The 25,504-nt window shown below is 50.7% G+C and carries 21 protein-coding genes and 1 riboswitch; of the genes, 19 read left to right on the top strand and 2 right to left on the bottom strand.

Annotation, left to right across the window (positions count from 1 at the left end):
* From ACAN54_RS29365 to ACAN54_RS29320, 10 genes are all read left to right on the top strand, one after another.
* Positions 1-1,343 (top strand): S-layer homology domain-containing protein (locus ACAN54_RS29365; RefSeq protein WP_379164198.1); only part of this gene is annotated, 1,343 nt, incomplete at its 5' end.
* 463 nt (positions 1,344-1,806) lie between these two features.
* A riboswitch (cyclic di-AMP (ydaO/yuaA leader) is annotated at positions 1,807-1,996 on the top strand.
* Between the two features lie 176 nt (positions 1,997-2,172).
* Positions 2,173-2,700 (top strand): NfeD family membrane protein, encoded by a 528-nt coding sequence (locus ACAN54_RS29360; RefSeq protein ID WP_379164196.1) that lies wholly within the window; start codon positions 2,173-2,175, stop codon positions 2,698-2,700.
* 22 nt (positions 2,701-2,722) lie between these two features.
* Positions 2,723-4,144 (top strand): flotillin family protein, encoded by a 1,422-nt coding sequence (locus tag ACAN54_RS29355; protein ID WP_379164193.1) that lies wholly within the window; start codon positions 2,723-2,725, stop codon positions 4,142-4,144.
* A 197-nt stretch (positions 4,145-4,341) separates the two neighbouring features.
* Positions 4,342-6,723, top strand: coding sequence for a GH36-type glycosyl hydrolase domain-containing protein (locus ACAN54_RS29350; RefSeq protein WP_379164190.1), 2,382 nt, complete (start codon positions 4,342-4,344; stop codon positions 6,721-6,723).
* Between the two features lie 132 nt (positions 6,724-6,855).
* A complete protein-coding gene (locus ACAN54_RS29345; protein ID WP_379164187.1) occupies positions 6,856-8,001 on the top strand; it encodes a GGDEF domain-containing protein in 1,146 nt (381 codons plus the stop codon).
* A 596-nt stretch (positions 8,002-8,597) separates the two neighbouring features.
* Positions 8,598-10,337, top strand: coding sequence for a peptide-binding protein (locus tag ACAN54_RS29340; RefSeq protein WP_379164184.1), 1,740 nt, complete (start codon positions 8,598-8,600; stop codon positions 10,335-10,337).
* 114 nt (positions 10,338-10,451) lie between these two features.
* Complete coding sequence (locus ACAN54_RS29335) at positions 10,452-11,423, top strand: ABC transporter permease (protein ID WP_379164182.1); 972 nt, start codon at positions 10,452-10,454, stop codon at positions 11,421-11,423.
* Positions 11,420-12,400, top strand: a complete 981-nt coding sequence (locus ACAN54_RS29330; RefSeq protein WP_379164179.1) for an ABC transporter permease — start codon at positions 11,420-11,422, stop codon at positions 12,398-12,400. Before ACAN54_RS29335 ends, ACAN54_RS29330 begins: the two co-directional genes overlap by 4 nt.
* Positions 12,367-13,383 (top strand): ABC transporter ATP-binding protein, encoded by a 1,017-nt coding sequence (locus ACAN54_RS29325; RefSeq protein WP_379164176.1) that lies wholly within the window; start codon positions 12,367-12,369, stop codon positions 13,381-13,383. Before ACAN54_RS29330 ends, ACAN54_RS29325 begins: the two co-directional genes overlap by 34 nt.
* Positions 13,380-14,402 carry an ABC transporter ATP-binding protein gene (locus tag ACAN54_RS29320; RefSeq protein ID WP_379164173.1) on the top strand — a complete coding sequence of 341 codons (1,023 nt, stop codon included), beginning with the start codon at positions 13,380-13,382 and terminating at the stop codon, positions 14,400-14,402. Before ACAN54_RS29325 ends, ACAN54_RS29320 begins: the two co-directional genes overlap by 4 nt.
* A 109-nt stretch (positions 14,403-14,511) precedes the next feature.
* On the opposite strand, the gene ACAN54_RS29315 is transcribed toward ACAN54_RS29320, so the two are convergent.
* Positions 14,512-14,910, bottom strand: a complete 399-nt coding sequence (locus ACAN54_RS29315) for a winged helix-turn-helix transcriptional regulator (RefSeq protein WP_379164170.1) — start codon at positions 14,908-14,910, stop codon at positions 14,512-14,514.
* Positions 14,911-15,019: 109 nt separating this feature from the next.
* On the opposite strand from ACAN54_RS29315, the gene ACAN54_RS29310 reads away from it, so the two are divergent.
* The 8 genes from ACAN54_RS29310 to ACAN54_RS29275 all read left to right on the top strand — a co-directional run bounded on the left by ACAN54_RS29310 (position 15,020) and on the right by ACAN54_RS29275 (position 23,047).
* Positions 15,020-16,129 carry a Gfo/Idh/MocA family protein gene (locus ACAN54_RS29310; RefSeq protein WP_379164167.1) on the top strand — a complete coding sequence of 370 codons (1,110 nt, stop codon included), beginning with the start codon at positions 15,020-15,022 and terminating at the stop codon, positions 16,127-16,129.
* A gap of 162 nt (positions 16,130-16,291) precedes the next feature.
* Positions 16,292-16,945, top strand: coding sequence for a M48 family metallopeptidase (locus ACAN54_RS29305; RefSeq protein ID WP_379164164.1), 654 nt, complete (start codon positions 16,292-16,294; stop codon positions 16,943-16,945).
* A gap of 388 nt (positions 16,946-17,333) precedes the next feature.
* Positions 17,334-19,265 (top strand): asparagine synthase-related protein, encoded by a 1,932-nt coding sequence (locus ACAN54_RS29300; protein ID WP_379164161.1) that lies wholly within the window; start codon positions 17,334-17,336, stop codon positions 19,263-19,265.
* Between the two features lie 30 nt (positions 19,266-19,295).
* Entirely contained in the window at positions 19,296-19,421 is a 126-nt protein-coding gene (locus ACAN54_RS29295; RefSeq protein WP_379164158.1) for a paeninodin family lasso peptide, read from the top strand.
* 114 nt (positions 19,422-19,535) lie between these two features.
* Entirely contained in the window at positions 19,536-20,477 is a 942-nt protein-coding gene (locus ACAN54_RS29290; protein ID WP_379164155.1) for an aldolase, read from the top strand.
* Positions 20,474-20,779 carry a lasso peptide biosynthesis PqqD family chaperone gene (locus tag ACAN54_RS29285; RefSeq protein ID WP_379164152.1) on the top strand — a complete coding sequence of 102 codons (306 nt, stop codon included), beginning with the start codon at positions 20,474-20,476 and terminating at the stop codon, positions 20,777-20,779. The genes ACAN54_RS29290 and ACAN54_RS29285 overlap by 4 nt, the downstream gene beginning before the upstream one ends.
* Positions 20,776-21,234 carry a lasso peptide biosynthesis B2 protein gene (locus ACAN54_RS29280; RefSeq protein ID WP_379164149.1) on the top strand — a complete coding sequence of 153 codons (459 nt, stop codon included), beginning with the start codon at positions 20,776-20,778 and terminating at the stop codon, positions 21,232-21,234. The genes ACAN54_RS29285 and ACAN54_RS29280 overlap by 4 nt, the downstream gene beginning before the upstream one ends.
* 13 nt (positions 21,235-21,247) lie before the next feature.
* Complete coding sequence (locus tag ACAN54_RS29275) at positions 21,248-23,047, top strand: ABC transporter ATP-binding protein (RefSeq protein WP_379164146.1); 1,800 nt, start codon at positions 21,248-21,250, stop codon at positions 23,045-23,047.
* A gap of 252 nt (positions 23,048-23,299) precedes the next feature.
* Here the strand turns inward: ACAN54_RS29275 and ACAN54_RS29270 are convergent, their stop codons facing one another.
* Complete coding sequence (locus ACAN54_RS29270; RefSeq protein WP_379164143.1) at positions 23,300-24,484, bottom strand: nucleotidyltransferase domain-containing protein; 1,185 nt, start codon at positions 24,482-24,484, stop codon at positions 23,300-23,302.
* A 305-nt stretch (positions 24,485-24,789) separates the two neighbouring features.
* Between ACAN54_RS29270 and ACAN54_RS29265 the strand changes: the two genes are divergently transcribed.
* Positions 24,790-25,503: a DUF554 domain-containing protein gene (locus tag ACAN54_RS29265; RefSeq protein ID WP_379164140.1), complete on the top strand. Its 714-nt coding sequence runs from the start codon at positions 24,790-24,792 to the stop codon at positions 25,501-25,503.
* Position 25,504: the final 1 nt, after the last annotated feature.

Here is a 25,504-nt window from a genome sequence, read left to right as displayed (position 1 = left end):
CCTTCAGCATGGGATCGGCGAATGCCACCCTCTATGCGAAGTGGACAGCGAATCCGACCTACACCGTAACGTATAACGGAAACGGCAGCACCGGCGGTACGGTTCCGACCGACAGCAACAGCTATCAGCAAGGGAACACAGTGACGATACTGGGGAATACCGGAACGCTGGTGAAGACGGGTTATACGTTCGCAGGCTGGAATACGAAGGCGGACGGAAGCGGCACCGACTACGCGTCGAATGCCACCTTCAGCATGGGATCGGCGAACGCCATTCTCTATGCGAAATGGATCTCATCAAATGCACTGTTGTCCAGCTTGTCAGTGGATCAAGGGACATTGACACCAGCATTTACAGCAGCAACTATGAAATATAACGTGAATGGTGTAGCTAATTCCGTTTCAAGCAGCAATCTTTCTTTTACCACAGCGGATTCTCATGCGACGTTTACCGTTTCGGGAGCCGTATACAGTTCCGTAACCGGCAATATGTATACGTATAGAGCCAACAATTTACAGGTAGGCGCGAACCTGATTCAGATTAGCGTAACGGCCCCAGACGGGACTGGCAATACGTATATGGTAACTGTGAATCGGGAGGATGTATCCTGGCAGCCATCACCGGGTGGTACGCCGGCGGACAGTATAACGCCAACAGTGACACCACCTGGATCTACGAAACCAGCAGTTGATGTATTTAATAGCAGCATTGTTAATGTAATAAACTTAGTTAATGCTTTCGAGTCCAAGGTAGAGGAAGCTAAGAAATCTAATGTTAAGGTTGAATTTGCTGATACGAAAGGACACTGGGCCGAAAAAACTATCGATACTTTCGTGAAGCTACATGTGATTGAAGGTTACAAGGATGGTACGTTCAAGCCGGATGGTGAGATCACACGCGCTGAATTTGCAGTGATTCTGAGTCGGGTATTCGATATCAAAGGCGGCAGCAATACTGGTGTTGTTTTTAAGGACGTCGGTAACCACTGGGCTAAAGGCGCCATCGAGAAGCTCGCAGAGGCAGGAGTTATCAGCGGCTACGAGGATGTTACGTTCAAGCCAAATAAAACAATCACCCGCGAGGAAATGGTTGTCCTTTTGTCCCGCGTCATAAACCTTGGCAACCTAACAAAGGACACCACCAAAGGCAATTTCGATGACCTGAAGGGCTCCTATGCAGCAAACGAGATCAAAGCTGAAGCACAAGCTGGTATCATAAGCGGCAAAGCGGATGGGAAATTTTATACTAAGAGCAATGCCACACGCGCAGAAGCAATGCAGATCATCCTGAATGCGTTGAAGCTCAACCCACAATTAAAGACGCTGTTGGATTCACTTAACTAATGCCGGTTCTCCGGGAAAAAGAGACAAGTGTAATTTGGGGCTGTTAACGGAAGGCAGTTTTATTCATTCTTAAAACCACAAAAAGTGAGCAGAGCAGCGATTCTCCAGTTATTGAAGGATCGCTGCTCTGCATTTTTGATCATGGGTGGCTTGCTTTAGCGGAGAGGACGGACAGATTGCGGAAAAGCGGCAGCTATCAGCTTTGTTTCCGGATTTCGACCCGGCTGTCAACACCGTAAGCGCCTAAGGTGTATAGTGCGTGTGCCTTGGCTTCGGTCATTGGGAGAGCTTGCGAGAAATGGAGCAAAAAGGAGCAAATCATCGGCCGCTTAAGAGCGAAACCAAAGAATGCGCATTCATACGTGAAGGGGCGGCATTTTTGGTTTCTTTTGTCATCCGCCATGTTTTACAATAAATGGCCACAGGCGTAAGATTCAAATCAACAACCGAATGTAATATAACTGTTCTCAAATGGCTGAATTCCGGCAACGGGAACGGGGGAACCAATGGTGAATACGGCTTTTGCTCAGATAGCAGCCGCTCACCCTGGGGTGAATCCTTGCTGCATACTGAATAACACAGTACCAGCAGGGTAGGGCAATCTCGCTGCCCGAATCCGTCAGCTAACCCCGTAAGCCTCGAAGAGAGAGGATGAGCGCCATGATCGATTAACCGACCACGGAGAGCCCTGCCGCTTCTGTGGTCTTTTTGTTGCGCATACAGAGAGGAAAGGCGGTCTGTATAAGGAACTTAAAATCTTATAACAACGGGAATTAGAGCGATTGAGCGTTATTTTAAATGCTTTAAAGGGGGTGTTATTATCGTTACTGTGTTTATCGTGTGCTTCTGGGTTGGACTATTGCTCCTCCTCAGCGGAGGATTTCATGGGCATGGCTTGGCGGGTCATCTTCATGCGGGAGGCGCCGATGCTGGCGGTCCAGGCTTTGTGCCCATACTCCCTCTGATGGTGTTCGTCACGGTCTGGGGCGGGACTGGTTATGTGCTTACCCGGTTTACAGGAATGAATCTACTTGCAGTGGTACTGATCTGCACCGTGGTTGCCTTGCTGCTCGGCAGTTTGATGTATGCGGTGCTGGCCCGGGTGATGACCCGGTATGACAGCAGCATGAATGAAATGGATTATGAGCAGGTTGGGCAACTCGGGTACATCAGCATACCTGCGGTGGATGAAGCCGTTGGAGAAATGAAATATGTACTGCACGGGACGATGCGCTCTATTGGAGTGCGGGCAGAAACCGGCCAGCAGCTTGCCAAGGGCGACAGGGTGATTATTTTGAAGGTGGATAAGGGAATGGCGACAGTAACTCTCTTCGAGAGTGAAATCGAACAATTATAATTAATGGGGAGTGTCGGACATAATGGTTATTCTTTATTTAATCTCGGGAATCGTTGTTGTAATTCTGCTGGCTTTGTTCAGTATCGTGAACGCTTATAAAAAGGTTCCGCCCAATCAGGCAATGATTGTGTACGGCCTTGGCGGAAAAAGAGTAGTTCAGGGCGGCGGGACGTTCGTTATCCCCGGTTTCCAGAACAATAAGACCATCTCAATGATGCTGATGAGCTTCGATGTTATCCCGGCGCAGGCGATGTTCTCCAAGCAAGGCATCAAGCTTAACCTGGAGGCGGTAGCCCAGATAAAGATTAAGAGCGATCCTACGGCTATTCTGACTGCCAGTGAGCAGTTTATCGACCGGCCGGAGGAAGACCGCGAGACGATTATTCTACATTCGGTGGAAGGTCATTTGCGCGGCTTGATCGGACAATTAACGGTGGAATCTATTCTAAAAACTCCTGACGAGATCAACAGCAAAATGCGGGAGACCTGTTCGGAAGACCTCGACAAGATGGGGCTTGAGGTAGTCAGCTTCACCATTAAGAAGATTACTGATGACAAAGGATATATTGACAATATGGGGGTTCCGGAGATTGAGCGCATCCGCCGCGATGCCAGCATCGCCAAAGCCGAAGCGGAACGCGACATTCAGATCAAGCAAGCCGAGGCGGAGAAAGAATCCTCCATTGCCAAAGCCAATGCACATCAGGCTACCATTGAAGCAGGAACTGCCGCACGCGCCAAGGAATCCCAGTTCGAGAAGGAATTGAACATTAAGCAGGCAGACTTTAAGCTGGAGACAGAAGTGAAGAAAGCGCAGGCGGATCTTGCGTACGAATTGCAGCAGAACAAGATCAAACAGTCGCTGGTTACCGAGCAGGTCAAGATCACGCAGATGGAAGCAGAGGCTAACCGGACCGTCCGGGAAATCGAAGTTGAGTTGAGACAGAAAGAACTGGAGGCGACGGTGATCAAGCCTGCTGAGGCCGAGAACCAGGCTACGATCATGAGAGCGGAAGCCGCCAAGCAGCGGCAGATTCTTGAGGCGGAAGCAGAGGCAGCCACCATGACCAAGCGGGGGCTGGCGACCGCGGAAGCAGAACTGGCAAAGGGGAGAGCCAACGCGGAAATTGTTCAACTGGCTGGAGCGGCAGAAGCGGGGGCGCTGGAGAAGAAAGCTGAAGCGTACAAACAGTTCACGCAAGCCGCGCTTACAGTGGAATTCTTAAAGGTTCTGCCAGAGTTGGCTGAAAAGATCGCTTCTCCGCTGGCCAAGGTGGATAAGATTACAGTGATTTCCCAGGATGGAACATCATCCGGCGTGAACAAAATTACCGGTGATATCGCCAAAATCATGGCCCAGGTTCCTGAATTAACTCAGACCCTTACCGGTATGAACGTGACAGAGGCTCTCAGTGGGCTGCTCGGCCGGAACAAAGAGCAGTAATTTCACGGCTTTGTATTTCTATACTACAAGCGTTCCTACTCATAATACTGCTGGGGTGTCCCACTTACGGGACATCCCTTATTTTACTGCTGCCGAAAACGTTACCATTGGACAATGTACTATCTCATCTATGACCGTTATACTAAAACTACTATGTGATTAGATTGAATAGGTACTTAATATAGGGAGGCTAAATAATGATTAGAGCTACAGAAGACAATGAATATGTTGAATTGACGAGCCCCACTCAGCTCCCCAAAGCTTCAGGGTTTCTATGGAACGAGAAGATGATGATTCACGTCAATTGCCGCGGGTATGCGGTCGCGCAGTTTATGCAGCCTGAGCCTGCCAAGTATTCCTATGCGCCGAATCTGGAAGCGAAGACCTTTATGCAGCCGGAGCAGCCTTACTATGCCCATCATCCCGGCCGGTTTCTCTATGTGAAGGATGAAGAGACGGGTGAGATTTTCTCGGCGCCATATGAGCCTGTTCGCGTTCTGCCGGATCAGTATACTTTTGCGGTTGGAAAACACCATATTGTCTGGAAGCTTGAACATCTTGGCATTGCTGTAGAAATGACGCTTAGTCTTCCCAAAGACGAGGCCATGGAGCTATGGCGTGTAAAGGTGAAGAATCTCTCGGACCGGAAACGGAAGCTGAGTATCTATCCATATTTTACGGTGGGCTATATGTCTTGGATGAATCAGTCGGCGGAGTACCACGAGGAGCTGCAAGCGATGGTCTGCTCCGCAATTACCCCGTATCAGAAATATCAGGACTATGCGAAGATCAAGCAACTTAAGGATAAAACTTTTCTTCTTGCCGACCAGCCGCCGCGCGCCTGGGAAGCCAGCCAGGAAGCCTTTGAAGGGGAGGGCGGGATTGGTATGCCATCGGCCGTTCAGCAGGAAGAGCTCTCCAAAGGGGATGCCCGCTATGAGATGCCGCTGTGTGTTCTGCAATACAGTCCTGAACTTGCGCCAGGTGAAGACAAGCTTTACCGCTTTATTTTTGGTCCAGCCAAGACGGAAGAAGAGGTCGCGCAGATCCGCCAGCGGTATTTCCTGAATGCGGAGTTCGGCGGTGAGGACGGATTTGCTGTGGCGGAGCGGGAATATGCCGGGTACATACAGGAGGGCAAAGGCTGCATTGAGATTAAGACGCCTGATCCTGATCTGGACAACTTCGTAAATCACTGGCTGCCGCGGCAAATGTATTATCATGGCCAGACCAACCGTCTGACCACCGATCCCCAGACCCGGAACTACCTCCAGGACAATATGGGAATGAGCTACATCAAGCCGCAGATGGCAAGAAATGCGTTTCTTACGGCATTAAGCCAGCAAAAGGCAAACGGAGCTATGCCGGATGGAATTATTCTGCATGAAGCGGCTGAGCTGAAGTATATCAATCAGGTTCCGCATATGGATCACTGTGTCTGGCTGCCGATTTGCCTCAGCACCTACCTGGATGAAACGAATGATTACACCATTCTAGAGGAAGAGGTTGCTTTTGCGGGCGGAGAAGAAACGGCTACTGTATTGGAACATATTAACCGGGCGATGTTCTGGCTGATGGAGGCAACGGATGAGCGCGGTTTGAACTATATCGACCAGGGCGACTGGTGTGATCCGATGAATATGGTGGGCTACAAAGGTAAAGGTGTCTCCGGCTGGCTGACCATGGCATCCGCTTATGCCTTCTTGATCTGGGCGGACATCTGCAGCAAAAGCGGAGAGCCGGATCTTGGCAGAACACTAGTTGCGGCGGCGGACAAGGCGAATGAGGCCATTAACCAATATCTGTGGGACGGCAACTGGTATGCCCGGGGAATCACTGATGATAATGTGGTGTTCGGTATCAGCAAGGATACGGAGGGACGGATTTTTATTAACCCTCAGGGCTGGGCTCTGCTGTGCGGGGCTGCGGATGCCTCGAAGCAGGAGAAGCTGATGCAGGCGGTCAAGGAGCAGCTGGAAACACCTTATGGTCTGGAAAAGCTGGCGCCGTCCTACACCGCCATGCGCGAGGATGTGGGCAGAGTCACACAGAAGCATCCGGGAACCGCCGAGAATGGCGCGGTATATAACCATGCGGCAGCTTTTTACATCTATGCGCTTTACGCTGTGGGAGAACAAGAGGATGCCTACCGCCTGCTGCGCAAAATGATCCCCGGACCGGATACTGAGGATCTGGTCAGACGCGGCCAGTTGCCTGTGTTCATCCCTAACTATTATCGGGGGGCTTACAGACAATTCCCGCGTACCGCCGGGCGCTCCAGTCATTTGTTCAATACAGGGACAGTGCCATGGGTATACCGCTGCCTGATTGACGGCCTGTTTGGAGTGCAGGGGAATGAGGCAGGAATCCGTATCCACCCTCAGCTTCCTGCGCACTGGGAAGAGGCGTCGGTCAAACGGAGCTTTAGAGGAGCGGAGCTGCATATCGTGATGAAACGGGAAGCTGGTGTGAGTGCTGCGGAAGTGTACGTGAACGGCAATCGCATCGAAGATGGCATAATCAAAGATGTGGAAGCTGGAAGGGAATATGACGTTGTGGTGAAGCTGCCGCCTCAATAAACCGATATAATAGGAAGCCACAGAAATACTCCATGAAGGGAATTATTGAGCTTGAGAACGACGATTACAGCTTTCTTTTCCAGAGCCATACCCTTTTTTCTTCTTGCAGCAGCCTACTTTTTGTCTGTCCAAATGAATACTTTGTCTGATTCGCAGCTTGGGGTGTTAAGGCTCTCTCCTTATGTTATTTTTGGGGTGGGAGCCATATTATCCTGGAAATTTAACCGGAGCCGGGAATTCTACATTCTGGTTATTCTGGCGGTTTGTCTGGCCTCAACAACCTATTTACCGGAAATCCCAGGCATTGCAGTGCGGCCGGAGGATATTTACTCCATCATCTGCCTGGTGATTCCGCTGAATATTGCGTTGTTCTCGTTTTTTAAAGAACGGGGCATTATCAGTTTATGGGGAACTCTTCGGATCGCTCTGATCCTGGCAGAATGCCTGTTTTTCTTTTGGCAGATAAAATCAGGAGAGAGAGAATGGTTAAATCTATTAAATACTGAGGTAGTGCCGGTTAATCTTCACAATATGACACCCATACCGCAGCTGGCGGTTATTGCGTTTGTGGTCACTTTTGCCATCCTGATGGTTAGATTCATCATTCACCGGTCCTCCACACAGGAAATTTCATTCATTAGTGTCCTGCTAGCCATGTTCTACGTCCTGCACCAAAGCAGCAGTCCGCTACTGTATTCGATATTTTTTGCCATTTCAGGGATTGTTCTTATACTATCAATCATTCAGGACTCGTATTCGATGGCTTTTTCTGATGAGCTTACCGGATTACCCTCGCGGCGGGCCCTTAAGCAGGACATGATGAAGCTGGGGTTTAACTATGCTATTGCGATGCTGGATATCGATTTCTTCAAAAAATTCAATGATACCTACGGACATGACACAGGAGATGAAGTGTTAAAACTGGTGGCATCCACCTTACAGGACGTTTCAGGCGGAGGGAGGGCCTTCCGCTATGGCGGGGAGGAATTCACGATTCTTTTTCCGGGTAAAAACATCAATGATGTGCTGCCCCATCTCGAAGAGCTACGGGAAAAGATATCCAAACGGGCCTTCACCCTGCGCGCCAAAGGCCGATCCAAAAGCAAATCCAAAAAAAGATCCTCCGGCACAAAAGCCGCAAAGCAAATCTACATAACTGTAAGCATCGGGGTCTCCCAGAAGAACGAGAAGAACAAAACCACGGAAAGTGTAATGAAATCAGCGGACACCGCCCTATACCGCGCGAAGAAAAAAGGTAGAAATTGTGTGAGCAAGTAAAGGGGCAACTACATACTCGACTGGTTGACGGATATCGATCCAACAATCCGTATATTAAAAAGCGAACAGCGAAGAGGTGGACGGCCTCTTAACAGCGTTCGCTTCTTTTTTTTGTATGAAAATGTATATTCATAAATGAAAATCTTACATAATGTTTACATTGATAAGGTAACACTTGGCCTATCTATTTGTTTTCCTTAACTATTAGTGGAATTAATAACTTGCACAGGAAATATAATGGATGAATAAGGAGATCAAATACATTATATAGAAATAATACAAGGTAAAAAACGGGTAAAAAAGATATTGACGTAAGAAAATTTAACATGTAATATAAACCATAATTTATACGGGAAAGCTTAGCTTCCCTATAGGTGCTGTCCTGTAGCTAATTGACCTTCGGTCTATTCCAGCGGATAGCGGCTTAAGGAGTAAAAGATTCCTTGTAAGGTATTGTTACATACCTTGATGACACATGGCAAAAACGTTTGACTTACACAAGGGAGGTTGAACAAAGGTTTAGGACAGAGAGTGCGTTGCAACGGTATTGGCAGTTCAGATGTTACACGGATCTAACAAAAGGAGGAGTAAACAGGATGGCGAAAAAGAGAAAATGGTGGTCTGGCTTACTGGTTCTATCCCTTGTAGGGGTTCTATTCACAGGGTGCAGTACAAATAACACCGCAACTAATTCACCAAGTGCTACGGCAGAGAGTTCTGCTCCAGCCGCAAGTGAAGCTCCCGCTGCTTCTGAACCGGCTGCAGATGCCCCGGTGGATGGCGGTACGATGGTAATGAGCACATTTTCCGATATCGTAAATATTAATCCTCTTATGATTAACGACACCTCTTCGGGTGATCTGGCAGAATTCGTATTTGCCAAGCTTTATGATCTGGACCGTCAAGGAAACGTACAGGCAGAACCTTGGTCTCTGGCAGCGTCTTTGCCGGAAATCTCCGCAGACGGACTGACGTACACGATTAAATTGAAAGATACCATTAAATGGAGTGATGGTCAGCCGATTGTAGCCGATGATGTGGTATATACCATAGAAACTGCTAAGAATCCGGAAACCGGCTCACCACTTACGAGTGCTTTTGACAAAGTGAAGACCGTAGAGAAAGTGGATGACCACACAGTAAAAGTTACAATGTCCAAGATTTATGCGCCTTTCCTCTACGCGCTTTGCCAGGCTATTGTACCATCGCATATTTTGAAGGATGTTGCACCGAAAGAAATGCAAACCAATGCTTATGGTACTGACCCGGCCAAGACCGTCACAAGCGGACCTTGGAAATGGACTTCCTGGAAACAGGGTGACAGCCATACTCTTGATGCTGATCCCAACTACTGGGGCGAAGTTAAACCTCATATCGCACAGTTGGTATACAAAATCTATGCTGATCAGAATACCGAGGTTCAAGCTCTCCTGAAGGGCGACACGGATCATATCAGTGCTATTCCGGTTACACAGGTTGAGGCCGTTAAGGCCAACGACTCGATTCATATCATTCAGAAGCCGGGCGCTCAGTACGAATATGTAATGTTCAACTTCGATGCCAAGAACTTCAAAGACAAATACGGTTTATTCACGGGACAGAAGACCAGACAGGCCATTGCACACGCATTGAACCGCCAAGGGATGGTCGATAACATTCTGAAGGGTGTCGGAGCCCTAATGAACGCACCGTTCCTGCCGGATACTTGGGCTGATCCGGGGGATGCAGCTGTCAACTATGACTACAATGCGGAAACAGCGAAGAAGCTGCTGGCAGAAGACGGATGGGTTGCCGGTAAGGATGGCATTCTCACCAAAGACGGACACCGTTTCTCCTTCGAACTGCAGTATAACGCGGGCAACAGCCGTCGTGAGCAGGTCGCAGCAGTCATCCAGCAGAATCTTAAGGAAGTCGGTATTGAAGTAACGCCGAAAGCCATTGACTTTGCAGCCTGGATTGACCAGAACGTAACACCGGGTAAATTCCAAGCGTTGCTGCTGGCATGGTCTCTGAACACTCCGGATCCGGATGCAGAGAGCATCTTCTCCTCCAAGTACTTCCCGCCTGCTGGACAGAACAGCGGCTGGTATAAGAATGAGAAGCTGGATCAGCTGTGGGTAGATGGTTATTCTACGGTTGACCAAGAGAAGCGTAAAGAAATTTATAAAGAAGTAGGTAAAGAAATCTCTACTGACCTGCCTTACGTATTCCTGTATCAATACGGGCAAGCCATTGGTACGGGGCCTAGAGTTCACTGGGCAGAGGAAGATGCTCCTGAGCCGTCACTGGGCTATGGACAGTACTTCCATGCTCTCAAATGGTGGGTTACCGACTAAACGAGCAGACACAGGAAATAGAATTACGGGGAGGAAAGAGAATTCTCTTTCCTCTTCTCCTTTTGTCTTGGGGGAACGTGATTCTGTGCCTTACCATCTCTAGGAGGACATTAGATGACAGAATATCTGATCCGTCGCGTACTGCAATCGGTACTGGTGATCTTTTTGATTACGATACTTACCTTTCTTCTCATTCATGCGGCTCCCGGAGGGCCGACCCAGATGATGCTGTCTCCTGGACTTTCACCGGAAGTCTTCAAGCAGCAAGCACATAATCTTGGCCTGGATAAACCTGTCCCTGTACAGTATGTGCGCTGGATTAGCGGCTTGCTGCAGGGCGACTTGGGCTATACGTTTAAGAATCATCTGCCGGTTGCGGACTTGCTCTGGCCCCGTATAGGCAACACCTTCATTCTCATGGGAGCTGCGTGGCTGTTGTCTCTAATCATTGCAATTCCCTGGGGGATATATAACAGTACCAAAGTATATGGATTGTCCGATCAGTCGGCCTCCTTCATCTCGTATCTTGGTTTTGCTATGCCGACCTTCTGGTTCGGGATATTGCTGCAGCAGTGGTTCTCCTTGAAGCTCAATTGGTTTCCTCTGTCTGATATGCATACAAGGGGAAAAGAAGGAGACATCAGTGACCTGTTCATGCACCTTGTGCTGCCGGTAACCGTGTTGTCACTAGGATTTTTGGCCTCCTATATGAAGTATGCACGGGCAAGCATGCTTGAAGTGCTAGACCAGGATTATATCCGGACAGCACGCGCCAAGGGTGTCAAGGAACGCAAGGTAGTCTTCCACCATGCGCTGCGCAATGCACTTATTCCGATCATTACCATTCTGGGGTTGGATCTTCCTATCCTGGTGGCAGGGGCTGCCTTAACGGAGAGTGTGTTCAACTGGCCGGGCATGGGACGCTGGTTCGTGCAAATGGCGACCCAGCGCGAATATTCAGTGCTTATGGCTATAACCATTGTAACGGCGGTCATGGTTGTACTGGGCAATTTGCTGGCGGATATTTTATACGCAATAGTAGATCCCCGAGTCAAGCTCGGTAAGCAGGGAGGCAAAACAGCATGAGTACTGAGCCCTCACAATTGCCTGCTGATGCAATGCCTACTTTGGATCTGGAACAAGCGGCCAAATTCAAAAAGCCTCCCGGACCTTGGGTCATCCTATGGAAAAAGTTCTCACATAACCCATACGCGATGAGCGGACTTGTCGTGTTGCTCTTTTTCATAGTGATTGCAATGCTTGCTCCTCTTCTCACTAAGTATAAACCGGATGGCATTGACTTGATGTTCGCCAACCTGAAGCCCGGAGCTGAGGGGCATTTGCTTGGGACAGACGAGCTCGGCCGTGACATTCTCACCCGGCTGCTGTACAGTGCAAGAATCTCATTGATTATCGGGTTTTCAGTAGCCTTTGCTTCCGTAGCCATCGGTTCGATTATCGGGGCGATTTCAGGTTATTTCGGCGGCTGGGTGGATACCGTCTTCATGCGTATTGTGGACGTGATGAACTCGGTCCCTACGCTGTTCCTTAATATTCTCGTGCTGGCGATATTCGGCTCCCGGATCGAGTATATGATCCTGATTCTGGCATTGACCAGCTGGATGAGTATCGCACGGCTAGTCCGGGGGAACTTCCTGCAGCTTAGAGAAATGCAGTATGTGGAGGCCGCCAAGGCAATCGGGGTGTCAAGCTGGGGGATTATATTCCGCCACCTGCTCCGCAATGCGAGCTTCCCGATAATCGTAAATGCGACTCTAATGGTCGGAGGTGCGATTCTGAGTGAGTCGGCCCTGTCCTATTTGGGTCTTGGTATTCAGGCTCCGGCTACCAGCTGGGGACTTATGCTCAGTAATGCGCAGGAATTCATGCTGGTGGATCCGCTGCAGGCGGTTTATCCGGGGTTGTGCATCCTGCTTGTGGTACTGGCGGTTAACTTTATCGGCGATGGAATTCGGGATGGACTGGATCCCAGACAGCAAGTGACCAAATCCCGGAGGAGGCTGGACAAATGGCGGAAAAATTACTCGAAATCCGGAAACTGACCACCGGCTTTATTACAGAAAAAGGGATGGTTAAGGCAACCGACCAAATCTCCATTGCAGTGGATAAAGGTCAGACGGTGTGTCTGGTGGGTGAGTCCGGCAGCGGCAAAAGTGTCACTTCGCTTGCGATTATGCGGCTGATCGATTACGCAGGCGGAATGATTCTTGAAGGCAATATTAATTTCCACGGCAAGGATCTCGCAGCCAAGTCGCAGGAAGAGATGCGAAGAATCCGCGGCAATCAGATCGCTATGATCTTTCAGGATCCGATGTCCACACTGAATCCGGTGTTCACGATAGGCGATCAGATTGCCGAAAGCCTGCAGTTGCATCAGAATAAGAACGCCCAGGAAGCTGCCGAAATGGCTGTCGACCTGCTGAAGCTGGTTGGCATTCCGGCACCGGAAATCCGGGCAAAGCAGTATCCGCATGAGCTGTCAGGCGGGATGAGCCAGCGGGTGGTTATCGCGATTGCCCTCGCTTGTAATCCTGAGCTGCTGATCGCAGATGAGCCGACAACCGCCCTGGATGTTACGGTTCAGGCTCAGATTCTCGATTTGCTGCGCAAGCTTCAAGCTGAGCTTGGTATGTCCATTCTGCTGATCACCCATGATATGGGGGTAGCGGCTGAAATGGCGGACCGTATTGCTGTTATGTATGCGGGGGCGATTGTAGAAGAGGGTACTGTAGAAGAAATCTTTGATCATCCTAGTCATCCTTATACGATTGGTCTGCTGCAATCCATTCCCGGATTTGAGGGGGGACGCGGCGGAGAGCTGTATACGATAAAAGGAACCATTCCGCCAATCGGCCAGCTTCCGGCAGGCTGCCGCTTTCATCCGCGTTGTCCGCATGCGATGGAGGTCTGCACTATGAAGGAGCCGCCGGATTTCATGATCACGGATGATCACCGTACGGCCTGTTGGCTGTTTCAGGATAAGCCGGTTCAAGCTGACAACAAAGATGAGGTGAGACACGCATGACGAATGAGACAGCAGTCGAACCGATGATGGAGACAACCTCCACGGCTGAAGTTCTAGTGGATGTGAAGAACATCAAGAAATATTTTCCGATCACTAAAGGTCTTTTGAACCGGACCGTTGGGCAGGTAAAGGCGGTAGACGGTGTCTCCTTGTCTATCCGCAAAGGGGAAACCTTTGGGCTGGTTGGTGAATCCGGATGCGGCAAGTCCACCTTTGGGCGGGTATTGCTCAGACTGCAGAGTGCCACTGAGGGAGAAGTGCTGTTTGGTGGCCGGGATATCCACTCTTTGAGTCATCAGGATATGCGAAAACTGCGGGAGAAGATGCAGATTATTTTTCAGGACCCGTTCGGATCGTTGAATCCGAGGTTCCTGGTCAAGGATATCATAGGCGAGCCGCTGCGGATTCACCGGAGCATGTCAGCCAAGGAGATCGATGCCAGAGTCGTGGAGCTGATGGAACTGGTGGGTCTGGACGCATCGCGGAGAAACCGTTATCCGCATGAATTCTCGGGCGGGCAACGCCAGCGGATCGGGATTGCACGTGCGATTGCGCTGAATCCGCAGTTCATTGTAGCCGATGAAGCGGTATCTGCGCTTGACGTGTCGGTGCAGTCCCAGGTGATCAACCTGCTGATGAAGCTGCAGAAGGAGCTTGGATTGACCTTTTTGTTCATTGCGCATGGACTGAATGTGGTCCGTCACATCTCGGATCGTGTAGGCGTTATGTATTTGGGTAAACTGGTCGAGGTTGCAGAGACCGAGACGTTATTCGCTGCTCCGCTGCATCCCTATACGGCAGCACTGCTCTCGGCCATTCCCAAACCAACGCCAAGACGGAAGCAAGACCGGATTGTGCTGCAGGGCGACGTTCCTTCACCAGCTAATCCGCCTTCAGGCTGCCGATTTCATACCCGTTGTCCGATGGCCCAGGAGAAATGCCGCCAGCAGGAGCCGGCGCTTGAGGAATTGCTTCCAGGTCGAATGGTGGCCTGCCACTTTCCCCTGGTAAAGTCATGAGATCTGAACCGATGTAATCATAGATAAGGTACGATAAGAAGGGCATGTTCCAGAAGCCGGCAAGCGGCTGCGGGAACATGCCCTTTCTGGTCATTCTTATAAGGGATGGTTATTCGGACAGCGGGAGCTGGTCGTTTTTGGAGTCATATTCATTTCTGGCCTGTTCGACAAGTGCATAATGTTTGTTGCTCCACTGCTTCATTTGGTGCAAGTGCGGGAGCAGTGTATGCGCTAACGGGGTTAGGGTATATTCGACGAACGGAGGGACGGAAGGATGAACCTCGCGTGTGACGAATCCGTCTCTCTCCAGCTGGCGAAGCGTTTGGGTCAGCATTTTTTGCGATATGCCGGAAATGCGGTGCCTCACTTCACCGTAACGTTTGGTCCCATCCTCCAAGGCATAAATAACAAGCACTGCCCACTTGTTCGATATGATCTCAAGCATCCGCCGATAAGCACATGCTGTGAGCGAGATATCTGGCTTGACTGCTGCCTTTCTGGTCATCATAACACACCTCCTATGCACTTTTGAGTACCTAGCGAACGTATAAGTGCCTACTTACCTAAGTCTAGTATTTAGATTATTGTATGTCTAGACCAATAAGGAGGGCTTTATGATGAGCAAGGAAGTATGGAGAGTGGGAATAATCGGTGCGAGTATGAATGGAAGCTGGGGGACTGCGGCGCATCTTCCTGCCTTGCAGGCTTTGCCTAACTTCAAGGTGACCGCGATCAGCACGACCCGCCAAGCCAGTGCGGATGAGACCGCGGAGCGGTATGGCATTCCGAATGCTTTTACTGACCCCAATGAGCTGGCACGGCATCCTGACGTGGACCTAGTGACGGTTGCTGTAAAGGTTCCCGAGCATGATAAGCTGGTAAGAATCGCTCTTGAGGCCGGAAAACATGTGTTTTGTGAATTTCCGCTCGGACGGACTACGGCTGAGACGGCCAATCTGCTTCAAGCGGCGGAGAGTCAGGGAGTCCGTCATTTTGTCGGGTTGCAGGCCCGGGCCAATCCGGCGGTTAACTACGTGAAGGATCTGATTGCTGATGGTTATGTTGGAGATATTAGGGCTGTACATTGCAATTACTCGGTACCAGTCTACCCGACACGTTCCAAACAAATAGATCTAGCTCATCAATATCTCTTGGAAGATACCCATGGGGCCAATGTGTTAACTATTACTGCGGGGCATTTGCTGGATGGCCTGATGCATATACTGGGGCCCTTCTCCGAGCTGTCTGCCATCTTGAGAACCCATGCGGCACAGGTACAGGTAATGGAAACTGGAGCATTTATTCATCCCACATCACCAGATCATGTAGCTGTGCAGGGTATTCTGGCGAACGGAGCCGTGATGAGCAGCCAAATCCGCAATACGTATCAGGGTAACCTGCTACTTGAGATTAACGGTACCGAAGGAGACCTGCTGCTGGTATCCGAGGACAATTTCATGTTCCAAATCGATTCCTTAGTAGTTAAGGGGGCACAGGACGGAGATAAGAGCTTTAAGGTATTAGCTGTTCCGGCAAAATATGACCGGGTGCCTCAAGGGTTGAGCACTGGTCCTGCCTATAATGTTGCTCAGCTTTATCAGGGGATTAACAGAGACTTGCGGGAGAATACCCGCAACGCGCCGGATTTTTATACCGCTATGGCAATCCATAAGCTGTTTGATCAGATTCGCGCAGCAGCCGAAACCGGAACCCGGCAGAAGCTGTAGGTGTGTAATTCCGAGACAGTTTTACGGAATGAACGACAACCTGCACTGGACCCCGCCCGTGGAAATTGCTTGATATTTCCACGGAGTGGGATTTTATCGAAATCAATAGTGCATTCATGTTAAGCTTAAGAAAATGTCTAACTTACAGAAACGATGGTGGCTATGCAGATTCAACTCGGAGATCAGACCTTGCAGCTTCATGTTCAGTATTCAAAACGGAAGAAAATTTCCCTACAGATTGATATGGTGGGGCTTATTATAGTTAAGGTGCCTACGGGCACCAAGGAAGAGACCATCCGTGATGCAGTGCAGCGGCATGAAGAATGGATTCTGGAGAGTCTGCAGAGGAATGCAGCGGCCAGGCAGCTTCCGGCTCCCAAGGAGTATCAGCAGGAAGGGCGGTTCCTCTACCTCGGGAAGGAGGTTCTGCTGCACGAATTGATTGAAACCGGTGAGCGGGATGAGGAGAAGCTGAAGCTAGAGCTGAAGAAGTTCTATTCGGCCAGCCTCAAAAAAATCGTCGCCGAGCGGATTATCCAATATCAGACAGTGCTGAAGGTGAAGCCCAGATCCATTGAAATCGTAGAGTCACGGACCAAGTGGGGGAGCTGCAGCTCGGATAAAAAGCTGACCTTCAATTATAGGCTCGCTATGGCTCCGCTAGAAGTCATCGATTATGTTATCATCCATGAGCTATGCCATCTGCTGCATATGAACCATGACCGCTCCTTTTGGCGCCGCCTTGGGAGTGTAATGCCGGATTACAAAGAAAAGGAAGCCTTTCTTGCGCGGCAGGGGCAGTTCATGACGCTGTAAGGCAGTCTAAGAGAAATTTCTCATTCTGCATTTGAGCCGTTGAACGCATCCTCCAGCGTATCATTTGCCTACCCCTGCCATTCTCTCCGCTAGCATATGATTGTCCTCCCCAATAGTTGACGACGAAAGTACTCTTTAGAATCGGACCTATACCTGTAGGTCCTATGGTCTCTACTCCCAGAGAATGGTGCTGAATAACATACAATGCGCGAAGTGTCAATACGCTAAAGGATACCTAAAAGTACCCGCTGGTGTTATTCACAATTAATGGGATGGGCGTTATCTTATATATAACGAAATGTTCTTTATTAAGAACCAGTGAAAAAGCTCCAATCCGTGCTTTCAGGAAGCACAGGTGGAGGCTTTTGAACCAGGTGGGGGCCTTACCATGAGCGCGATCGCCGGAATCTATCATTTGCAGCATGAACCTCTGGACCCGGAACAGGGACCAGCCCTAATGCAACAGCTTAACCGCTATCCTGCTGATGAGGCGGGGATGTGGCAGAGCAAAGACGTTTTCCTGGGCTGTCTGACACAGTGGATCACGCCGCAATCCCTCGGAGAGACGCTTCCATTTTACGATACTGAGCGGAGACTGGCTATTACGGCTGACGCCATTATTGATAACCGGGAAGAGTTGTTCGAACGGCTTCAAGTGCCGCAGGGGGATAGAAGCTCCATGCCGGACAGTCTGCTTATTCTGCTCGCATATGAGAAATGGGGCGATCAGGCACCGGTTTATCTTGTCGGTGACTTTGCCTTTATGATATGGGATGAACGGAAACGGGCATTGTTCGGGGCCAGAGATTTCTCCGGAAACCGGACGCTCTACTTCCTTCGTTCCAGAGGGTTGTTTTCTTTTTGTACCGTCATTCATCCGCTCCTGTCGATGCCGGGCGCGGACCGGACACTGAATGAGGGATGGGCCTCCGAGTTCCTGGCCATCCATGCACGGACCGATGTTTCGGACCTTTACTCCACCGTCTATCAATCCATTGAACAACTGCCGCCATCCCATTCGATTTCCGTCAGCGGCGGGAATATCCTGTTCTCCCGCTACTGCACACTGCAGGCTCCAGCCGAGCTGCGGTTACGGTCGGACCGGGAGTACGAGGAAGCTTTCCGTGAGGTGTTTGGGCAAGCAGTCCGGGACAGGCTACGGACACATAGAGCGGTTGGAGCCAATCTGAGCGGGGGTCTAGATTCCGGCTCTGTAGTCAGTTTCGCAGCTAGAGAGCTTCGCCGCCAGGGCCGGCCGCTGCATACCTTCAGTTCCTATCCGGTAGACAACTTTGTCGATTTCAATATCGGCAGACGTGTCGCCGACGAGCGTCCCTATATTCAGGAAACCATCAATCATGTGGGGAATATTCAGCCTAACTTTTTGAATTTTCCCGATCTGAGTCCTTACAATGACATGGATGAGTGGCTGGATATTATGGAGATGCCTTATAAATTTATCGAGAATTCCTACTGGCTAAAAGGGATCTTTGAACAGGCGCAAATGAAGAACATTGGCGTACTGCTTAGCGGCCAGAGAGGCAACTGGAGTGTATCCTGGGGGCCGGCGCTGGATTATCAGGCCAAGCTGATTCGTGAATTCCGCTGGATATCCTTTTACCGGGAAAACCGGAAGTACAATGAGTCAATGGAAGCCAACCGCAAGAAGGTATTTCAGATTGTCGGCAAAAAAGCCTTTCCGTCCCTGGCTGGGCTGTTGCCAGCGAAGCAACACCAAGCTCTTCCTGATCTGATTCACCCTGAGTTCGCCAAGCGGACGGAAGTGGGGGTACGGCTAAAGGCGCTGGGGATTAACAGTGGATCTTCCCAGACCGCCTATGATATCCGGCGCAAGCATTTTGAACAGCCGCATGTCTGGAACACGAATGGTACGGTAGCCACGAAGCTGTCGCTGAAATACCGGGTGTGGGACCGTGACCCCACGAATGATCTGCGCGTGATCCGCTTTTGTCTCTCCGTGCCGGAAAGCCAGTACGTACAGAATGGGGTGGACCGCTCGCTGATCCGCAGGGCGATGGACGGACTGCTGCCGGATGAAGTGCGGCTGAACCGGAAACGGCGCGGCGTTCAGGGTGCGGATGGGATCTACCGGATGCTTCCGAGGTGGGATGCTTTTATAGAAGAGCTTCACGAAATGATCAAAGATCCCCGCACCTCAGCTTATCTGAATAGTCCCGGGCTCGCCGGATGTTTGAACCGGCTGGGTAGTGAGCCCGAACCCCATTTGATTTTCAATTCGGATTTTCGCCTTCTGACACGGGGATTGGTATTCCATCGTTTCTTGAAGCGTCTATCCTGATGAAAGAATGTTTGAAAGGAGGTGACAACTATGAAAAAGGAATACAGCAAGCCTGCATTGGAAGTGCTTGACGTAAAAATGACTATGGCTGGAGCGGGTCTCGCTCTCGTCGACTCCTTCCAAGATGATCCGGATGAGGTTGTACATTACTCCTAAGATACTTTTGATTCGCGAGGCCCTCATCCCCCTGAGCTTGCTGGAGGGGGATAAGGGCTATCTTTACAATATCCACCCAAAAGCGGGTGAACTCAAAGATATGGAGTGAATCGTATGGCAAGTACCGCTCAAGGTGTGGCTTACAAAGCATTTGGTCTGCAAATCAACAGCGAAATCTCTTTGCCGGAGCTTCCTTTTACCAGTGAGCCGGGGATGATGGGCAACGTCTCGGTTATTCAGGAAGATCTGAATGAGCGCTGGGAAGTTATACCGAAGATCACGCCGAGCCTTGGGGTATCCGGGCATGAGGTCATGTTCGAGGCGAAGGGTACAGCCATCTTTGCCATTCAGAATGGAAATACGATTACAGTATCGCCGGCTCCAGGAGCAGATCCGGATTGTATCCGACTCTTCATTCTGGGCAGCTGCATGGGGATTCTGCTAATGCAGAAACAGATTCTTCCGCTTCATGGAAGCGCGCTTGTTATTGAGGGCAAAGCATACGCATTCGTTGGGCGTTCAGGGGCAGGCAAATCAACGCTGGCCTCCTATCTCATGGATCAGGGATGTCCGCTGATCAGTGACGACGTTATTCCCGTTATGGTGCAAAATGGATATCCATTAGCCGTTCCAGGTTATCCTCAGCAGAAGCTGTGGCAGCAGAGCCTGGACTATTTGGGAATGAATTCGTCTCTCTACCGCCCGCTGTTTGAGAGGGAGACCAAGTATGCAGTACCTGTACATGACCGCTTTTATAGTGAGCCTTTGCAGCTTGCGGGCCTGTTTGAATTATCTGCTGCGCCGGAGGCTCCGGTCAGCCTGCAGGTGATTAACGGGATGGAGCGATTCCACACCCTGTACAATCATACCTATCAAAAGGCAATTGTCGACCGGATCGGTATCCGTGAATGGCATTTCGGAATGCTGGCTTCTTTTGTGGGGCGGCTGCCGATGTATCGGATGACCCGGCCTGAACAGGGTTTCAGTGCTCCGCAGCAAACCGCACTTATTCTTGAAGCGTTGCAGCAGCAACAGATAAAGGAGAGGAATCCATGAATATGAATACTACAGGTGTACTGTCCCCCGAATCCGTGCTAGTACAGCGTGAGGGGAATATTGCCAGTGATATGGACGGCGAGAAGGTCATGCTGAATGTTAAGAATGGCAAGTATTATAATCTGGGTGAAGTTGGCGGAGAAATCTGGACAGCGCTCGCGTCACCTATAACTGCAGCACGGGTGGTAGAAGTGATTCAGGAGAGCTTCGAGGTTCCGGAAGAGACCGCCCGCCAGGATGTGTTTGCTTTTTTGCAGAGCCTGCTGAATGAGGATCTCGCGGCTATTGTAAGTCAGCCATGATTACCATGCGGCGTCTACGCTTACTGCTGACGGTGGACAAAGCCGCCTTGGCCCTCATTCCTGAGGCGCTTTGGAGGCTTTTTCTCGTTCGGATCCAGCTGTTGTTTCCCTTTGCCAAAACGGCTCCCCGGCTGGGTATACAGTCTCATGAGACTCCTGTGGTATCCAAAGAAAGCGATATCGCCCGTATTCAGCATATAACCAAAGCGATACGAGTCATGAGCCGTTATACACCCTGGAAAAGCACTTGTATGGTCCGGGCGGTAGCAGGACTCAAAATGCTCGAAAAACGCGGGATCGAGAGCACGTTGTACATGGGGGTCGCCAAGGACAAGCAGGGACAGATGATTGCTCACGCCTGGCTGCGCAGCGGCTCTTATTACGTCTCTGGCGATGATGCCATGAAGGGCTTTGTGGTGGTAGAGAAATTCGCCAAAGTGTTACATACCGAGTGATCGAGGTGGGTTCATGCAAGCGATAATGTATTACATCCGGCAGCTTCAGCGCTTGTCCGGAATCACACTGTATCTGAATCTGCTTGGCATGGTGATCAGCGGCCTACTGGAGAGTTCTGCTGTTCTACTGCTGGTGCCCATGCTAGGTATGGCTGGCATTCAGCTCGGGGGAAAAGCGGCGGGTCTCGATCTGCCTATGCTCGATTTCCTATCAGACCTGCCGCAGACCGAAGCGCTTGCACTGGTGCTTGGCGCTTATGTATTCATTGTACTCTTCCAGAATCTGATCACCCGTTTTGTATCCATAAGGAATGTCGAAATCCAGCAGAACTACGGCCGGAAGCTGCGATATGAGGTGTATGGTGCACTGCTGCGGGCGGAGTGGTCTTTTTTTCTGAAAAAGCGCACCTCCGACCTTATTAATGTAATGACGACTGAGCTCGCGAGGGTGCTTGCAGGGATCAGCGGTTTTCTGCAGTTCCTGACTTCGCTGCTGTTCACGCTGGTGCAGATTGGATTCGCATTCTGGCTGTCTCCCCGGATGACTCTTGCCGTGCTCGTCTGCGCGGTTCTGCTATCCATATTCTCCCGTCGGTTTATCCGTAAAGCGAAGAGGCTGGGCAGCCGGAGTTCGGAGCTAGGCAAGCAGTATCTGGCCGGGATTACGGATCAATTGAACGGCATCAAGGATATCAAGAGCAACAACCTGGAAGACTCCCGGCTAGGCTGGATGCATGAATTCACCGGCGAGGTCAAAAAAGAGCAGCTGGATTATACGCGGCTGCGCACGAACTCCCAGCTGCTGTACAAAATGTCTTCGACGCTGCTGATTGCGTTATTTATCTTCGTCTCCTTCCGTTTCCTGCATGTGGAAGGACCTTATCTGCTGCTGGTGATTCTGGTGTTTGCCCGGCTGTGGCCGACCTTTTCCACGCTGCAGAGTCTGCTGGAGCAGCTGGCTTCCGTGCTGCCTTCCTTTAGGCAGTTGCAGCTGCTGCAGGAGGAATGTCTGCAGGCTGTGGAGCATGGTGCACAGGGTGAATCCGGAGATGCGGTTGCAGGACTGACGCTTAAGTATAGCCTGGAGGCGCGTAATGTAGACTTCCGCTATAATCCGCAAGAGCAGGAGTACTCTCTGCGCGGTGTGAATGTGCGGGTTCCGGCAAACCAAATGACTGCTATTGTTGGACGCTCCGGTGCGGGGAAAAGCACGCTAGTGGACTTGCTTATGGGACTGATGCAGCCGGAATCGGGAGAAATACTGGCGGACGGGAAACCGGTTACCGGGGAGAGGCTGCTGCCCTACCGGCGTTCTATCGGCTATGTGGCGCAGGACCCTTTTCTATATAATGCGACGATCCGGGATAATCTGACGATGATCAAGCCGGATGCAACTGAGGAAGATCTGTGGGAGGCACTGGAATTTGCCTCGTCGGCTGACTTTGTCCGCAAGCTGCCCCAGGGGCTCGATACGCTGCTTGGTGACCGCGGGGTCCGTCTATCCGGCGGAGAGCGGCAACGGCTTGTACTGGCACGGGCAATCATCCGCAAGCCTTCCATCCTGGTGCTGGACGAAGCGACGAGTGCGCTGGATACCGAGAATGAGAAGCGGATTCAGGAGGCACTGGAGCGTTTGAAGTCGTCTGTTACAGTTATCGTCATTGCACACCGGCTGTCGACCATCCGGGGAGCAGATCAGATCCTGGTCATTGACCAGGGTAGGGTGATCCAGCAGGGAGTGTTCAGCGGCCTGGCCTCGGAAAAAGGCGGTATGTTCAGCCGCCTGCTCAGCAGCCAGGAAGAGGCAATGTAGGTCCTGCGGGTGAGTCTCTGCCGAGTCTCTGATTGCATTCTCTGCAATAGATTCTTCTCCAGAGGAGGAGACCCTATCAAGGGACAAAAGTAAAGGATTCTGCTGCAGAAAGTGCAGCAGAATCCTTTTTTTGAGTGCAGAAAGCTGTAATCTGCATTACTTTCTGCAGTAGAAGCATATTGTGCGTGTCTGACTGGTTGTACTCCGCTATGCGAAGCGGTGGTAGGAGGCCGATTAGTCAATATTAGCCTCCTATTTCTCCTGGCCGCTCACCTTGCGCCAAGTCCACAAGAAAGGACGTAAAGGAAAGTAGAGCACGTGCAGCTTCTTTGGCAGAGGCAGAGTCTTGGCATCTACCGCATAGGGGTACAAGAAGCTGGTGATGTACAGAAACTGATGCCAGCGCGACAGGATCGCCGGCTGATAGTATTTATAATGCCGCTCTGCGTCCGGCTCCAGAGGAGGGTTGTGCAGATTGATCATGCGCGCCACGTAGAAAAGCGCCAGACGGGCGATCCGCCGCGCCTTGGGCCGCTCTGCGAGGCTGGCCAGTGCAGGCTCGACCGGGGCGGCCAGCAGATCGGCAGCAAGCAGAAGCGCCTGACCGGCGACATCCTTGTAATTGTACCGCTGCAGCAGTGCGGTCAGTTTGCCGGTGTCGGGCTTATGCAGCAGAAGCTGACGGATATCCAGCAGCCATCTTAATCTCGACCAGCCATGGCGGGCCCCATGGGCTGCCAGAAAAAGAAACAAGTCTTCGCTGCCCAGATAATAGACATTCTTCCCGAAGTGGCTGCTCGTCCGGGCACGCGTCCACAACTCGTCGAATCCGGGTTCCTTGGAAGGGCCGGGACTTAGACGCCAGTGCACCTCGACCTTAATGCCTTTGTCCGGATGATTGAATGTGGTATGATGCTCCCGCCATTTCCAGTCTCCCAATATACTTTCGAAGTCTTCCTCCTTCACATAACCAAGACGGACGAGCAGGGACTCCGTTTCAGCCAGCTGTGCCATCGGCACGATAAAATCTAGGTCGCGCGAGGTGCGCAGCGAGATATCGCCATACAGCTCCTGGGCAAGCACCGGCCCTTTTAGGAACAAGGAACGAATCTGCAGCTTCGCAAGCTCCTCTCCGATATACCCCATCTCCCCGCTGAGCTGTAACATTTGAACAGTGTTTCTGCGGAATTCCCATTTCAATCGCCGGGTAACCTCTGTGGGCACATGCTCTTCCCTCATACGGCTGAGCTTGGGATAAATATAAGGAAATACTCGATGATGCAGGGACAACTGTACCCATAGCCCCCAGTCGATATCCATGAACAACTGCCGGTTCTGTCTGGCGATGTCATCGATGTCGTCTGTATTAAGGACTGCTAAAAGAAGCTGGAGCTCTCTGGAAAAGCTTGTTGTATCCAGGCCATACCCGTCACTCATAGAATATCTCCTTACTTGGATTTGTAATGCTTTGTTCTAGGAATCCGTTCGGTTTAAAGAACACTCGTTGAGCGTACCACCGAAACCAGAAAATTGTCAATTTACTGGACACTGCCCGCTTGATGCTACTACGGATCTGAATTTCTTCAGAATTCCTTAGAATGTATATAACATGAAGATAGACTATTGACGCAGTTAAGGTAGTTGTTAGACTAGGGAGAGTACTTGGATTCATTAAATATGCAGCTGTTCATTTTTTCCTTGGGAAGAAATCAAGCGGGAAGTGTGGAGGAAGAGCAAAAAGAATGGTACTACTAGGCGCTATAGTTAACGGGATTGCGATTGTTGCAGGAACACTGCTGGGCAAGCTGCTGCAGCGGATTCCAGAGAGTATGAAAAACACAGTCATGCAGGGGATTGGCCTTGCCATTATTGTTCTGGGTATTCAAATGGGCTTCAAAAGCGGAAACTTTCTCATTGTCATTCTCAGTCTCGTCATCGGAGCCGTGGCAGGCGAACTGATAGATCTTGATGAGAAATTTAACCGGGTAGGCGAATGGCTGGAGCGTAAGATAGGTTCAGGCGAGCAAGGAAGCCTGTCGCTTGGTTTTGTCACCGCAAGTCTGGTGTTCGTGGTCGGTGCAATGGCCATTCTGGGCGCACTGGACAGCGGGATGAAGGGGGATCATCAGATTCTGTATACCAAGTCCATCATGGACGGATTTATATCGATAATACTGACCTCTACTATGGGCATGGGCGTATTATTCTCCGCAATCCCCGTTTTCCTCTATGAAGGAGCCATTGCTCTGTGCGCTACACAGATAACCCGTTTTGTTCCAGATGCCTTGATGAGCAGCATGATAACCGAGATGACCGCAGCCGGTGGGGTAATGATTATGGCTATAGGCCTCAATCTGCTGGGGATTACTAAGATCAAGGTGGCTAATCTGCTGCCGGGCATTCTTGTGGCGGTGCTGCTGGTGGCGATCATTTACGGGTACGGACAGTATATTTGAA

It is taken from the genome of Paenibacillus diazotrophicus, from assembly GCF_042610465.1.
This window is presented reverse-complemented; position numbering and strand designations above follow the sequence as displayed.